This is a genomic window from Acinetobacter sp. 1130196 (assembly GCF_000588095.1).
GTDB lineage: Bacteria > Pseudomonadota > Gammaproteobacteria > Pseudomonadales > Moraxellaceae > Acinetobacter > Acinetobacter nosocomialis.
This window is the reverse complement of sequence record NZ_JFWX01000023.1, coordinates 22139-34213: the sequence shown is the minus strand read 5'-3', so window position 1 is coordinate 34213 and position 12075 is coordinate 22139. Positions and strand designations below refer to the sequence as shown.

At 39.4% G+C, this 12075-nt stretch carries 20 protein-coding genes; 10 read left to right on the top strand and 10 right to left on the bottom strand.

The genetic code is table 11. The features are described from left to right. Positions 1 to 25: 25 nt before the first annotated feature. Together tuf and J671_RS16420 are read left to right on the top strand one after the other, a co-directional pair. On the top strand, positions 26 to 1216 hold the full coding sequence (tuf, locus tag J671_RS16425; protein WP_002157016.1) for an elongation factor Tu: 1191 nt from the start codon (positions 26 to 28) through the stop codon (positions 1214 to 1216). Positions 1217 to 1394: 178 nt separating this feature from the next. Continuing rightward, positions 1395 to 2354, top strand: a complete 960-nt coding sequence (locus J671_RS16420) for a tyrosine-type recombinase/integrase (protein ID WP_000190203.1) — start codon at positions 1395 to 1397, stop codon at positions 2352 to 2354. On the opposite strand, the gene J671_RS16415 is transcribed toward J671_RS16420, so the two are convergent. From J671_RS16415 to J671_RS16370, 10 genes are all read right to left on the bottom strand, one after another. Further along, a complete protein-coding gene (locus tag J671_RS16415; RefSeq protein ID WP_000141159.1) occupies positions 2320 to 2571 on the bottom strand; it encodes a hypothetical protein in 252 nt (83 codons plus the stop codon). The genes J671_RS16420 and J671_RS16415 overlap by 35 nt on opposite strands. Further along, the gene (locus J671_RS16410; protein ID WP_031982912.1) at positions 2568 to 2855 is read right to left on the bottom strand and encodes a hypothetical protein; all 288 of its coding nucleotides are present in this window, start codon (positions 2853 to 2855) and stop codon (positions 2568 to 2570) included. The genes J671_RS16415 and J671_RS16410 overlap by 4 nt, the downstream gene beginning before the upstream one ends. Before the next feature lie 2 nt (positions 2856 to 2857). Further along, entirely contained in the window at positions 2858 to 3640 is a 783-nt protein-coding gene (locus tag J671_RS16405) for a Bro-N domain-containing protein (protein ID WP_031982910.1), read from the bottom strand. Next, positions 3637 to 3846 (bottom strand): hypothetical protein, encoded by a 210-nt coding sequence (locus J671_RS16400; RefSeq protein ID WP_004736784.1) that lies wholly within the window; start codon positions 3844 to 3846, stop codon positions 3637 to 3639. Before J671_RS16400 ends, J671_RS16405 begins: the two co-directional genes overlap by 4 nt. Further along, entirely contained in the window at positions 3843 to 4208 is a 366-nt protein-coding gene (locus J671_RS16395) for a hypothetical protein (RefSeq protein WP_031982908.1), read from the bottom strand. The genes J671_RS16400 and J671_RS16395 overlap by 4 nt, the downstream gene beginning before the upstream one ends. Before the next feature lie 11 nt (positions 4209 to 4219). Then, positions 4220 to 4768: a hypothetical protein gene (locus tag J671_RS16390; protein WP_006581781.1), complete on the bottom strand. Its 549-nt coding sequence runs from the start codon at positions 4766 to 4768 to the stop codon at positions 4220 to 4222. Then, complete coding sequence (locus J671_RS16385) at positions 4765 to 5199, bottom strand: hypothetical protein (protein WP_031982906.1); 435 nt, start codon at positions 5197 to 5199, stop codon at positions 4765 to 4767. The genes J671_RS16390 and J671_RS16385 overlap by 4 nt, the downstream gene beginning before the upstream one ends. A 222-nt stretch (positions 5200 to 5421) precedes the next feature. After that, positions 5422 to 5838: a hypothetical protein gene (locus J671_RS16380; protein ID WP_031982905.1), complete on the bottom strand. Its 417-nt coding sequence runs from the start codon at positions 5836 to 5838 to the stop codon at positions 5422 to 5424. Between the two features lie 2 nt (positions 5839 to 5840). Continuing rightward, the gene (locus tag J671_RS16375; RefSeq protein ID WP_001071957.1) at positions 5841 to 6572 is read right to left on the bottom strand and encodes a hypothetical protein; all 732 of its coding nucleotides are present in this window, start codon (positions 6570 to 6572) and stop codon (positions 5841 to 5843) included. 249 nt (positions 6573 to 6821) lie between these two features. Then, positions 6822 to 7514, bottom strand: coding sequence for a S24 family peptidase (locus J671_RS16370; protein ID WP_002028118.1), 693 nt, complete (start codon positions 7512 to 7514; stop codon positions 6822 to 6824). Positions 7515 to 7642: 128 nt separating this feature from the next. On the opposite strand from J671_RS16370, the gene J671_RS16365 reads away from it, so the two are divergent. The 8 genes from J671_RS16365 to J671_RS16350 all read left to right on the top strand — a co-directional run bounded on the left by J671_RS16365 (position 7643) and on the right by J671_RS16350 (position 12054). Continuing rightward, positions 7643 to 7828, top strand: coding sequence for a hypothetical protein (locus J671_RS16365; protein WP_002028116.1), 186 nt, complete (start codon positions 7643 to 7645; stop codon positions 7826 to 7828). A 58-nt stretch (positions 7829 to 7886) separates the two neighbouring features. Next, complete coding sequence (locus J671_RS0104680; RefSeq protein ID WP_031982902.1) at positions 7887 to 8183, top strand: hypothetical protein; 297 nt, start codon at positions 7887 to 7889, stop codon at positions 8181 to 8183. Then, positions 8183 to 9067 carry a YdaU family protein gene (locus tag J671_RS16360; protein WP_031978504.1) on the top strand — a complete coding sequence of 295 codons (885 nt, stop codon included), beginning with the start codon at positions 8183 to 8185 and terminating at the stop codon, positions 9065 to 9067. Before J671_RS0104680 ends, J671_RS16360 begins: the two co-directional genes overlap by 1 nt. Then, positions 9067 to 10398, top strand: a complete 1332-nt coding sequence (locus tag J671_RS16355) for a replicative DNA helicase (RefSeq protein WP_081404920.1) — start codon at positions 9067 to 9069, stop codon at positions 10396 to 10398. The genes J671_RS16360 and J671_RS16355 overlap by 1 nt, the downstream gene beginning before the upstream one ends. Further along, positions 10395 to 10673, top strand: a complete 279-nt coding sequence (locus tag J671_RS0104675) for a hypothetical protein (RefSeq protein ID WP_031978500.1) — start codon at positions 10395 to 10397, stop codon at positions 10671 to 10673. Before J671_RS16355 ends, J671_RS0104675 begins: the two co-directional genes overlap by 4 nt. Beyond that, positions 10670 to 11143: a hypothetical protein gene (locus tag J671_RS26165; protein ID WP_228131978.1), complete on the top strand. Its 474-nt coding sequence runs from the start codon at positions 10670 to 10672 to the stop codon at positions 11141 to 11143. The genes J671_RS0104675 and J671_RS26165 overlap by 4 nt, the downstream gene beginning before the upstream one ends. 93 nt (positions 11144 to 11236) lie before the next feature. Then, positions 11237 to 11563, top strand: coding sequence for a hypothetical protein (locus tag J671_RS26065; RefSeq protein ID WP_050675048.1), 327 nt, complete (start codon positions 11237 to 11239; stop codon positions 11561 to 11563). Continuing rightward, positions 11560 to 12054 carry a hypothetical protein gene (locus tag J671_RS16350; protein WP_031978496.1) on the top strand — a complete coding sequence of 165 codons (495 nt, stop codon included), beginning with the start codon at positions 11560 to 11562 and terminating at the stop codon, positions 12052 to 12054. Before J671_RS26065 ends, J671_RS16350 begins: the two co-directional genes overlap by 4 nt. Positions 12055 to 12075 lie beyond the last annotated feature (21 nt).

Sequence of the window (12075 nt, the reverse complement as noted above, 5' to 3'; positions counted from 1 at the left end):
GAGTAGTTAATAAAGGAAGATCATCATGGCTAAAGCCAAGTTTGAACGTAATAAACCACACGTAAACGTGGGTACAATCGGTCACGTTGACCATGGTAAAACAACTTTAACTGCTGCGATTGCAACTATTTGTGCAAAAACTTACGGCGGTGAAGCGAAAGATTACTCGCAAATCGACTCAGCACCTGAAGAAAAAGCACGTGGTATTACAATTAATACTTCACACGTAGAATACGATTCTCCAATTCGTCACTACGCACACGTTGACTGCCCGGGCCACGCCGATTACGTTAAAAACATGATCACTGGTGCTGCTCAGATGGACGGCGCGATCCTTGTATGTGCTGCGACTGACGGTCCAATGCCACAAACTCGTGAACACATCCTTCTTTCTCGTCAGGTTGGTGTACCTTACATCATCGTATTCTTGAACAAATGCGACCTTGTTGACGACGAAGAATTACTTGAATTAGTAGAAATGGAAGTTCGTGAACTTCTTTCTACTTACGACTTCCCAGGTGATGACACTCCAGTAATCCGTGGTTCAGCTCTTGCTGCTCTTAACGGTGAAGCAGGTCCTTACGGTGAAGAATCAGTTCTTGCTCTTGTAGCAGCTCTTGACTCTTACATCCCAGAACCAGAACGTGCTATCGACAAAGCATTCTTAATGCCAATCGAAGACGTATTCTCAATTTCTGGTCGTGGTACAGTAGTAACAGGCCGTGTAGAATCTGGTATCGTTAAAGTTGGTGAAGAAGTAGAGATCGTTGGTATTAAAGATACAGTTAAAACAACTGTAACTGGCGTAGAAATGTTCCGTAAACTTCTTGACGAAGGCCGTGCAGGCGAGAACTGTGGTGTATTACTTCGTGGTACTAAGCGTGAAGATGTACAACGTGGTCAAGTACTTGCTAAACCAGGTACAATCAAGCCGCACACTAAATTCGACGCAGAAGTATACGTACTTTCTAAAGAAGAAGGTGGTCGTCACACTCCATTCTTAAATGGTTACCGTCCACAGTTCTACTTCCGTACAACTGACGTAACTGGTGCGATCCAGTTGAAAGAAGGCGTTGAAATGGTAATGCCAGGTGACAACGTTGAAATGTCAGTAGAATTAATCCACCCAATCGCAATGGACCCAGGTCTACGTTTTGCGATCCGAGAAGGTGGTCGTACTGTAGGTGCTGGTGTTGTTGCGAAAGTAACTGCATAATCACTTTTCAGTGAAAAAAGCGCTCCTTTTGGAGCGCTTTTTATTAAATTTAATCAAATTTCATTTGTTTAATAATTATAAAAAACAATGACTTATGAATTATATTTAATTTGCTTGCAATTCAATTTGCATAGAATTTAAAATCAAGTGCAACAAAAGTGCAGCAAGATTTTAAACAATGGCGACCTTTCAAAAACGCAATGGTAGAGTGACAGCTACCGTTAGAATTAAGCCGCATCCGGCTAAATCAAAAACATTTGATACTTTGCGCGATGCAAAGAAGTGGGCGCAAGAAACAGAAGTAAGATTAAAGAATGAAAAGTTAGAGATTTTCGACCATATTATATTTAAAGATGCCTTAATTGAGTACCGTGATACTGTCTCTATTAATAAACGTGGCTATGAAAAAGAACGAAGAAAAATAAACTTTTTATTAAAAGCCATGTATGTAGATCAGCCGCTCATTCAAGTTAATAAAGACTTCTTAACAGAATGGCGTGAGCAAAGGCTTTTAAATGTTAAAGGTGCCACGATTAGGCGTGAGTTTATTTTGCTGTCAGCTTTTTTCACTTGGTGCATTGAGGTCAAGCGATGGCTATCAGTGAACCCTCTACGTGAAATTAAGTTCCCTTCAGAATCACCGCATCGAGAACGTGTAATTAGTGATGAAGAAATAGAAATTTTATTACCTTTCTTATCTACTGAGATGCGCTATATCTTTTTAATCGCTTTACAAACCGGAATGAGACTTTCAGAAATTTGCAATCTGAAATGGGAAAAAATTAGATTGAGTAAAAGCTATTTAATTTTAGACCTTACAAAAAATGGTCGTGCAAGGGAAGTGCCTTTAAGTTCCCAAGCGGTAGAAATCTTTAAATCCATCGGCCCAAAAAAGCAAGGGTATGTATTTAGTATAACTAGCGATGATGCAACCGATGAATTTCGTGATGCTAAATTAGAAGCGGGTTTAGAAGGTTTTACTTTCCATGATAGTCGCCATACTGCAGCAACAAAAATTGCTTTAAAAATCCCGTTGCTTGATCTGTGTAAAATGTTTGGGTGGAGTAATCCACGGCGTGCGATGATTTACTACAATCCCACATCTAGTGAGATTGCAGCGCGGCTTTCACAGCCGTAAGCGAATAACGGCCTTTTATATCTTTGAATCTATGTTCTTTGGCTAGCTTCTTAAATGAATGGTAGGATAAGCCCGGTATACGTTCACATAATTGCGTAATGTTAAGCAGCTCATCGCCTTGGGCTGCTAAAACTTTAGTTACTGCATTCTCACATGCCTTTTCGATGACCTGAGCCAATTCGGATGCAGGCATAGAAACAAATTTAACTTCTGTCATTCCACACCATCCAATGATTCAAGAATAAGAATTAATTGCTTTTCAATCTCAGCGCCTTTCTTAAGACCTAAGCCATCCATAAGATCCAAAACAATATCCCTTGCCCCATTAATACGACAGAACAAATCAAACTCCTGTGCTTCGAGTTTTTGGGCACTCTTTACAACCTTTCTCAGTTTTAAAGCGAGTTTATCGCGTGACTTTGGCTCAAACTCTGAATTTTCTTTATCCAGTCCACGAGATAATGAACCTAGTTGACACATAAGTTTAGATGGCTGTTTCATAGTTACGCTCCAAAAACTGAGGTTAAATCAATGTTAAAAATTGCAAGCCAAGCATCTCGGTGATATGAATTTACTTCGGAGAAGCGTTGACCCTGTACAGTCGCTTTTTTAATTTCTAAATGGTGCTCACGACTATATTTAGAGAGCAGGCGACCTTCTTTATTTCCAAAGTTAGTTTTGAGTTTTGTGTTGATTGAGGCCACCGCTGCGAAAGAAATGGATTCACCTAATTTCTGCTTAAGGTCTTCATTTTCACGCTTAAACTTAGATGCAGTTGCCATGGCTGTAGCCTCTCGGCGACTACCAATTTCCGCTTTGGTTGTAATAGCATGGTCGCGTTCAGTCCGAGCTTGCTGTAATTCTTGAGTCTTGCGAAGAATCACATTATTAGCGACCTGCAGAGCCTTAGCCATTATGATTTCAGGATCATCGTTTTCTTGACCTGAAATATAGCCACCATTTTTACGAATGCTTGGCAATACATCAGAAGTAACCCATTTCTTAAATTGCTTAGCTTCAGGTTTACGGCTTTTCAGTGTTGCGGAATAAAGACCTGATTCATTAATGATAGATACTTGGCGATCTTGCAATACACCATTCTCAGACCTGATACGCAGATTGTGCGTATCAGCTTCATCAAAATCCAAATTGCGTACCATATCTGGTGCGTTGCGATACCCTAAAACCGTTGCCACATCAGGAGCAACAAACCAAATTTCACCATCCTCTTTTATAATGGTGCGAACTTCGTTTTGATTGAAGTTAAAAACAGATATTTCACTCATCCCTCAGCTCCCGATTCAATATCCAGCTTCATTGCACCTTCTTCAGGATATTCGGTCATCCAAAAGTAATAGCCTTTGCCACTGTGCCCATCTTCAAAAAATTTAATAGTTAATTCAGTCTCAAGTTGATCTAAATCATTTTCACCATCTGGATTTACAAATTCGAGAAGGCTTTTTAATTGGTGACCATTAAGAGTTATGCTCATTGTTCTGCTCCCGATTCGCTTGCTACCAATGCTTGATAAACAGCTTTTGCTTCATCCAAGTTTAGAAACTCAGCTTCTGAGCCTGTAGGACCTAGGCAAACACTTGCTATAGCAATTATTGTGTCGTTCTTTGGTTCCTTTGGAATTAGAATGTGAGTATCTGGCACCGCCTGAGCTTTGGCTTTTTGCCACAAATCCCATCCATAATTAATTTCGGCTAGGGCAGATAGGTTAATTTCAGTTAGTGGCAAATGAGCATGTAAGCAATATGCATTGGTTGCCTCATCAAATTTGACTATCTTGAAAACCTTGTCACTGTGTTGAGCCTCAAACTCACTTCTTAACTTATTCAAATCTAACATTAGCCTTCTCCTCAAACTCTCAATGGCATCAACAGGCCATGTACGCCGTCCACAAATTCCACATAAGTTGAAGTAGTGGCACCAGATGGATAAAAGAGAGGGAATCGGCAATTAAGAATTTTGGAGCATTTCGCGAAGTTGCTCACATATTCTAAATTCCACTGTACAAACTCTTTAGGGGGTTCGGTCGGTTTAGGAATATCAACACGGCTTATATCTGGAAACTTACCCTCAATTGGACGAAAGAATTCAAACATCCCATTTTCGTAATCCAATAACCAAAATTCATCATCAATTTGGCTTAAAGTGATAGTCTTTACTTTTGGGTTATTACCGACCTTTTTAATAAAAGATTTAACTATTTCAATTGGGATAATCACCTCTATATCTTGAACCTCTGGAGCATCACAGATCAGGGCACAGTGACCATTTGTGGCAGCCATCATTCCATCTTTAACCAACACGCCCATTAAGTAGAACCTTACTTCACGCTGTGCAGCAAAAAGGCTTGTTGCTTGAAGATGCCTATAAGTTAGGGTTACTTGCCTCTTAAAATTCATGGTTGCACCTCTTTGTTGTTTGCAAATACGGTTGCGAATGTGGTTCCAGCAATTTCTGGCAATACGTCTTTAGCTTCTTCAAATGCACGCGCCTTTGCTGCTGCTTCTGAATCTAGAGTCATGGAGTCGTTATACTTCTTCCATTCCTCTTTAGATCGGCGATCCAAGAAACCACCTAGTAAGTGAAGGATCTGTTTTGTTGCACTATTGGTTTTCTTGTAGCGGGCATCTGCTTCCAAGGCTTCTAAAGTTGCTACTCGTGCCAATTCGATGATTTCTTCTTGTGACAAGTTATCGAAAAAAACTCCTAAAATTTGATCCGCCTTTTTAAGGTCAAGATCCTTACTAGGATTGAGTAGCCTTTGTTTTACATCTTGCGGGCTGATCTTATGTGCAAGCCTATTTCGTCTAAAGCGTATTACATTGTTCATAATCAAGCCTTTAAATGATTTTCAAATTCTTTATAAAGTTGGGTAGCTGCTTTATTCATTTTTCCGTCATACATGATGTGTACGTTTCTAGGAAAAAGTTTGCTGACTGTGGCGCAATAAAACTCCATACGCCCACATGGTCTAACAATTCCGCGATACCCAATCTTTGTAAGCCACAATAAAAACGCCTTAAAAAGAACCTCCCTAGAGAGGTCGGCGTAATTAACGCCGTCCGTCATTTTTAAAACCTTCTGTAAGTGTTTTAGAGATGGCTGCATTCGCTGGAGCTAAATGATTTATGTTGATTTCTTGCTTCTCTGGGGCAACCTCAAGGTGCGTAATATTATTTTTCAGCTCATCAAGTTGGTATTGACCACCTGTTAATTGAGCAAGCTCACCGTTGTGATAATCCTGAGACATTTCTGCCTGAGTTTTAGCGACACCAATAAGACGAAATACTTTATCGAAAGATAATTTGCTTAAGTCGTGGTCCTTTAATTTATCCACTAGACTTAGTTCAATTGCAGAGAGTAGGGCGTTTATATCGCCCATATCATTTTTAGCTTCGCTACGTGCTGTAACAAGGTCATCCACAGTCACGCTTTTGTTTTCTGGAAAAAGTTGTGAACTAGTACGCATGATTATTCCCCTTTATTTTTAAGTAAAGTTAAGCGTTCTTTGTGAGCATCGATTAGAGCTTGATAGCAATCACTAGTACGGCCATCTAAAGCCATTAAATCTTCAGTGGACACAACGCCTGAGCGAATCTCAACTTTGCGACCAGGACATGTTTTGGAAAAATACTGTTTTGCACTAATGGCATCTAACAAATCAATAAACCACTCTGATGACATAGAGATGCCTTGGTCAGACTCATCTAATGCTGTAGCCATGTAATAGTGACAAGCACTTTCAGTGTTTTGAGTTTCTTGCCAAAGCAATGTTTCATCATAATTTGGTACAAGTTTTACCAACTCTTCATGAGACATTTTCTGAACTTGAAGATTTATTAGTCGGTACTCATGAAAATTGAGCCAAACTCGCTCCCACATTGGCGCCTCTTCGTCTTCAAAATTTAAAGCAGAGGTGGCAAAAGCGCCTGCAGTAATGTAGTAATCCACTTCTGGATTTGAGCTTTTTAAGCTTTCTAGCTTTCTTTCTGCTTGATCAAGATGAAAGAACGGACGGTTAATAATTCCAAATGGGTAAATTTCTTTACCAGTAATTTGAATTGAAAGGTAATGGCATGAGCTTTCATCTGCCATCCATGCATCAAGCTGAGAAAGTAGTTTTTCAGCAGGCTTGTTTTTATTAGTAGAACGGAGATGCGAATTAGCGCCGACTTGTTGACTAATATCTGTGATTTGGTTCATAATGTGACCACCAAAAAGTTACTTGTCCCGATCCTCGACCAAAATTTTCAGGACAAAAATTTATCTTAAAATACCAGAGCATTGACTCTGGGTTTCGTGTTTATAAAATGAATCAATCATTTTGTGTAATTTAAGATAAATCATTTTGTTTAAACTAGTCAAGATAATTTTAAATCATTTTGATTAATTATTTTTAGTTAATAAAAAAGCCCGCTTTTTTGAATAGCGGGCTTTTTTATTTTATTTTTCTTAATCTAAATATATATTCTGCATGGGTTGAACTGGATACTCATGCACATGCTTACTTGGCGGGATGATATCAGATACCGCAACAATTGCAGACACATCCTCCATATCAATAGTCATCCTTGCCTCGCCATTTACAGCTAAAAGATGAAGTACATTATTAACGATTCCAATAAATTCTTTAATGGTTCGTCTACCATCTTTCAGTTGAACCTCTACAAATTCTGTAGGTGTCGGCTCTGCATCTGGATCACAAACCACATACCAACCATTACGAATAGCAGGATACATTGAATCACCTGTACCTCTTACAGCGTAAGCATTTGGCCCTGCCGTAAGAGAGGGTACATAGCCGTCTCCGCCATTACCTAAATATCCCATTTCAGTGTAATAACCATCCATTCCCATCTTCGAGTATGACTTCACAGGAACCCAACCACCTCGTTTAGTATCTGTGGTGATTTTTTTATTTCTAACACTATCAATGGATGGTGAACCCTTTCCAGTAAGAATCCAGCCGACATCAATATTAAATTTATTGGATACTTTAAAAGCACCAGTTTTTGAAATACCTCGGCGCTCCCAATTGTAAACAATTTGAGGAGTCTCATCTAAGGCGTAAGCCAAATCGGCCCCAGTGATTTTTGTGACTTGGTAGACGCGTTCCATTGTTGGGTGAATTTGCTTCTTTTCCATGACTCTCTCGGCAAGGCTTAGAATTAATTGCTGCAAATAATAACACATTTTGTGTAAATCAAAATGATTGAATGATTTTTTTGTTTGTGTATACTGAATCAATCAAAATGATTTATTTCGAGGTGCTAATGAGTAGTGTCCAAAAAGATGCTGAGCTTATCGACAAGCACGGAGGTGCTACTGCACTGGCTCAAACCTTGGGCTACAACGTTCAGCGTGTTCAAAACTGGAAAATTAGAGGCATTCCCGCTAAGGAAAGACTTAAACACCCTGAATTACTCTTAGTCGATTTTATTCCAACACCAAAGAAATAAAAACCGCCATCTGCTGGAACAGATAGCGGTCTAAGTATCGTATTTGGAGCAAACCAAAATGAATGAACAAATCTTAGCACAAAATTCAGACTGTGCAAGCCCATATGATGAGGAGGATCAAGTCCTTACTCAATGGCAAATTGATCATGACGCATATGCAGACTCAATAGCTGAGTACAAGGAATCTCGCAAAGAACTTGAAAAGGCTTTGGGCGTTCAAAAAGATTTCAACAAAACTTCCCATCCAATTGGGGAGGTTATAGCGGACCTACAAAAACATGCTCACCTATATGCACTCTTGAATCGATTTGAGAGCGCTGTAATCAACCGTCTAAGAGCAAAGGATAAGTTGTAATGCACTACTACGAGCGAAATATTGGTGATTATTACCGCAAGGCTGGAAGATTAAACATTTTGCAGCATGGGGTTTATAACTTGCTCATGGATGCCTGTTACGACCGTGAATCGTTCCCAACGCTTGAAGAGGCTATTGAATGGGTGTGGGCGGAAACTGAGGAAGAAATTGACGCTGTTAAATTTGTACTTAAGAAGTTTTTCAAATTAAATGAGGACGGGGTTTATATTCAAAACCACATTAAAGAAGAGCTTGAAAAGTATAGAGCCTTCCTTGCTAAACAAGCAGAGAATGGCAAAAAAGGTGGTCGCCCAAAGAAAAACCCAAAAAATGATTCTGGTAATAATGGGAATGATTTTGATAATTCTGGCTTTAAAAATAAAAGCCAAGAAAACCCAAATGAAAGCGAATTAAACCCAGAAAAACCCAAAGAAACCCAAATAAAGCCTAAACCATCTAACCATCTAACCAACGAACCATCTAACCAAGAAAATAATATATGTCCGCCTAACGGCGAACCTGTGCCTGTTGAAAAACCTAAAGAGAATTTCAAAAATGAGATTCAAGAGGTTTTTGAGTTTTGGAAAGTGACGTTTAACAAGAATAATCGAACCATTCTTGATAACCAGCGCAAATCCAAAATTCAAGCAAGGCTCAAAGAGGGTTACACGGTTGAAGATATCAAGACAGCTATTGTTGGGTGCTCTAAATCTCAATTCCATATTGAGGGCAATCATACTGATCTAACGCTAATTTGCCGCGATGCAACCAAGCTTGATCACTTTCTTGCCATGTCTAATCCAGCACAGGTTGCTATCCAGCCTCAAATTGAGGATGTGCAGACCATTCCTGCTCAATACAAGGTAATTGAGGGGGATTGGTAATGTCATTTAATTCAAATATTCATGATGTGAACATGGAGCAATGTGTTCTTGCGGCTTTAATGACTACATCCTTGTCACTTGAGTCTATTGGTCAGGAGTTGGATGCAGAATGTTTTTACTCAGATCGTCATCAACAAATATACAAGGCAATCGTAGAGCTTTCTGAAAGCAACCATCCTTACGATGTGGTTATGGTTAGTAACTACTTAAAGGGCAAAAATGTTTTGCATTTGATGGGTGGTGAGGATTATTTGATTCAGCTTATGCAGGATGCGCCAAGTAGTTTTTACAATGCTGAAAGTTATGTAACTCAATTAAAAAAACTCAAGACGCACCGAAAAATTGAGCAAATTGGTTTTCGCATTGCCGCAATGGCTAAAGACACTACAGTGCCAGACGCATTCATTGAAGCTGAAAATCTTTTGAGTCAAATCGATAAAACAGAAGATGGCGATATGGGCGCAAGCTTTGGTGATGCATTGACTAGCGCATTGGCGCAAATGATAGAGAAATCAGAGAAGAAAACTAAGAATCAATTATCTGGAGTTAGATTCAATCTTGTAACGCTCGATAAGATGCTTGGCACAGTACAAAACGGTCATTTTTGTGTTGTTGGAGGTCGTCCTGGTTCTGGTAAATCAACTCTGGCACAAATGATGGCAATTGATACTGCTATGGTTAAAAAGGAGGGGGTTCTTTTTATATCAGCAGAAATGGACAAAGAGACACTCTCAAACAGAATGTTTAGTTCACTTAGTTCTATTCCATATGACAACTTGCACAATGCAACACTTTATGACGAATTACTAAAGGAATATGCAAGGTATCGAGAGGTTTACAGCGGTCTACCAATTTGGATCGAACCAAAGCAGAAACCAAGCATAAGTGAGGTTAGAGCCTACGCGAGAAGAGCAAAGCGCCGTTTTGCCAAAGCAGGCGTAAAGCTTGGTTGCATTATTGTTGACTATCTACAGCTCGTAAGAGATCCAAGCAAGAAAGATCGTTTTCAGGAAGTTGGCTCTATTAGTCGTGAGCTCAAATCAATGGCTAAGGAATTTGAATGTCCAGTTGTTGCGTTGGTTCAATTAAATCGCGAGTCAGAGAAAGGCAAAAAGCCTAAAGCATCCGATATTAAAGAGTCGGGACAAATAGAACAGGATGCAGACCAGATCATCCTTGTTAATCCATTAACTGATGACAAAACACTTCAACCTCTTGGGGTTACAGAATTAATTATTGCCAAAAACCGACACGGGAAAAGGGGGGCAGTCCGAGTTCAAGAGCATTTAGACATGTGTAGATTTAAAGCCATTCAGGAGCTAGAAGAATGAAAACATTCCTAATCATTATGACCGTTATCTGTATTGCTACTTTTATGGGACTGGTTGTAGCTGCAATAGCTGCAAAGCTGCACCAGTATTCAGGAAGTCTAGCTAAATTTCGCTTTTCACTAGCCTTCATGGATATCACTTTTTTCTTTTTATGTATATCGGCTCTAGCTGTATTTGATGGGGGTAAGTATCTGGCGTTCGCTCATTTAACTCAATTTTTGTTGTCTTTATACCTAATTTTTTACCGTTCTAATAAGTGGGAGCGTAAAGCATGAAAGAACAAATGACTTACAAAAAAATGATGTCCTTACGCAGCGCTTATGGACAAGGGGTAAGAGATGCGGAAACCAGTGCAGCAAATTGTTTATACGTAAAATTAAGAAGATCAAATTTGATAGAAAAGTTTAAAAAAGAAAGCGAGTCTGGACATGACGGAGTAATCAGAATTTGCATGAACAATCAGGAGGTATTGAACGTTATTGCTGGTGGAGATGTGAATGCTAATTCGCTACTTAATTGGATTAATCCTAACTTTGAAAAGCAATTTAAAGAACTGGCCAAAGGTTTTGAAAGGTTGATGAAAGATGTTCGCAAAAGCTTTCCAGATGCAAATTACCTTATTGTTGGTGATGGGATAGCTTTAATGCTTGGACATTCACATAGCGATACAGGGGAAGTTCAAAGAGAATTAATAGCTGTCCATGGTGGTTTGGTGGATATGTCAAGTGGGGAGCGCAAGGCATGATTCAGAAAAAAATTAAACCGGACCTTGATTTGGTTTTTGCGAGATTTTCTATTTTTGGCATGGTGGCAATTGTATATACAGCGCTCTCTGCCAATGGCTTCCCGTCATGGTTTTTATGGCTCCCTCTCTTTTTGGGGGGGGTTCTCAATATTTGAGGCAGCCATTAAAGCTGATGAGGTTGCTGTAGAGGCAGAAGCAACACAAATCAGAATAGGCAAACTCAAGTGGCTGGTAAACCATCAACACAAGATCATTAAGCAGCAAGATCAATCAATTGAAGAACTGAAAGCATCTCATCACGGCGAAACAATTGGGCATGAACATCACTTGAAAAAGGTTAAGCAAGAACGTGACGAACTAAGAAAGCAAGTAAGCATGAATACATCAAATAAAGCGGCAAATGAGGGTTGGGATCTATGAATTCAAAGTTACATATCATGCAGGGTGTTGATTGGTCTAAATACGATTTGCCGGAATGGTTGCGTCAATTTGGTTATTGGCAGGGTGCTATGATTAGATTTGGTGGATCTACTGAAAATCCGTTAGTGGGAGCGATTAAGAAAGCAAAACTAAGACTTAAGAAGGGAGATAGAGAAAAGATCATTTCCTATTACCTTTGTGATGAAAACTTCATTGATAAACACTCAAAGAAACCAAATGTCTGCTTAATTACAGATGACGAGGCTAGAGCCGTACAGCGCTTGATTATTGATATTTTAGACGGCTGCACTTCTGAGGCTATGCTTGATTGGATGGACGCAATTATAGAGCGTTACTTCAATCAAAAATCATGGACTCAGTTAGTAACTCCAGAGCGAACAGCCATGGATGCAAAATACGATGTTCGTTGTGGCTTAGCAGCTTTGCACAATCGCTACCAGTTTATTAGATATAAAAATGGCTCAGTATGATCTAACTATTGATATTTATTG

What these genes read in the sequence shown, in the direction of transcription:
- J671_RS0104675 (WP_031978500.1), top strand. Translation starts at nt 10,395, where the DNA reads ATGAAAACATTCCTAATCATTATGACCGTTATCTGTATTGCTACTTTT.
- J671_RS16385 (WP_031982906.1), bottom strand. Translation starts at nt 5,199, where the DNA reads ATGAACAATGTAATACGCTTTAGACGAAATAGGCTTGCACATAAGATC.
- J671_RS26065 (WP_050675048.1), top strand. Translation starts at nt 11,237, where the DNA reads ATGGCTTCCCGTCATGGTTTTTATGGCTCCCTCTCTTTTTGGGGGGGG.
- J671_RS16380 (WP_031982905.1), bottom strand. Translation starts at nt 5,838, where the DNA reads ATGCGTACTAGTTCACAACTTTTTCCAGAAAACAAAAGCGTGACTGTG.
- J671_RS0104680 (WP_031982902.1), top strand. Translation starts at nt 7,887, where the DNA reads ATGAATGAACAAATCTTAGCACAAAATTCAGACTGTGCAAGCCCATAT.
- J671_RS16360 (WP_031978504.1), top strand. Translation starts at nt 8,183, where the DNA reads ATGCACTACTACGAGCGAAATATTGGTGATTATTACCGCAAGGCTGGA.
- J671_RS16355 (WP_081404920.1), top strand. Translation starts at nt 9,067, where the DNA reads ATGTCATTTAATTCAAATATTCATGATGTGAACATGGAGCAATGTGTT.
- J671_RS16405 (WP_031982910.1), bottom strand. Translation starts at nt 3,640, where the DNA reads ATGAGTGAAATATCTGTTTTTAACTTCAATCAAAACGAAGTTCGCACC.
- J671_RS16410 (WP_031982912.1), bottom strand. Translation starts at nt 2,855, where the DNA reads ATGAAACAGCCATCTAAACTTATGTGTCAACTAGGTTCATTATCTCGT.
- tuf (WP_002157016.1), top strand. Translation starts at nt 26, where the DNA reads ATGGCTAAAGCCAAGTTTGAACGTAATAAACCACACGTAAACGTGGGT.
- J671_RS26165 (WP_228131978.1), top strand. Translation starts at nt 10,670, where the DNA reads ATGAAAGAACAAATGACTTACAAAAAAATGATGTCCTTACGCAGCGCT.
- J671_RS16370 (WP_002028118.1), bottom strand. Translation starts at nt 7,514, where the DNA reads ATGGAAAAGAAGCAAATTCACCCAACAATGGAACGCGTCTACCAAGTC.
- J671_RS16395 (WP_031982908.1), bottom strand. Translation starts at nt 4,208, where the DNA reads ATGTTAGATTTGAATAAGTTAAGAAGTGAGTTTGAGGCTCAACACAGT.
- J671_RS16400 (WP_004736784.1), bottom strand. Translation starts at nt 3,846, where the DNA reads ATGAGCATAACTCTTAATGGTCACCAATTAAAAAGCCTTCTCGAATTT.
- J671_RS16390 (WP_006581781.1), bottom strand. Translation starts at nt 4,768, where the DNA reads ATGAATTTTAAGAGGCAAGTAACCCTAACTTATAGGCATCTTCAAGCA.
- J671_RS16350 (WP_031978496.1), top strand. Translation starts at nt 11,560, where the DNA reads ATGAATTCAAAGTTACATATCATGCAGGGTGTTGATTGGTCTAAATAC.
- J671_RS16420 (WP_000190203.1), top strand. Translation starts at nt 1,395, where the DNA reads ATGGCGACCTTTCAAAAACGCAATGGTAGAGTGACAGCTACCGTTAGA.
- J671_RS16375 (WP_001071957.1), bottom strand. Translation starts at nt 6,572, where the DNA reads ATGAACCAAATCACAGATATTAGTCAACAAGTCGGCGCTAATTCGCAT.
- J671_RS16365 (WP_002028116.1), top strand. Translation starts at nt 7,643, where the DNA reads ATGAGTAGTGTCCAAAAAGATGCTGAGCTTATCGACAAGCACGGAGGT.
- J671_RS16415 (WP_000141159.1), bottom strand. Translation starts at nt 2,571, where the DNA reads ATGACAGAAGTTAAATTTGTTTCTATGCCTGCATCCGAATTGGCTCAG.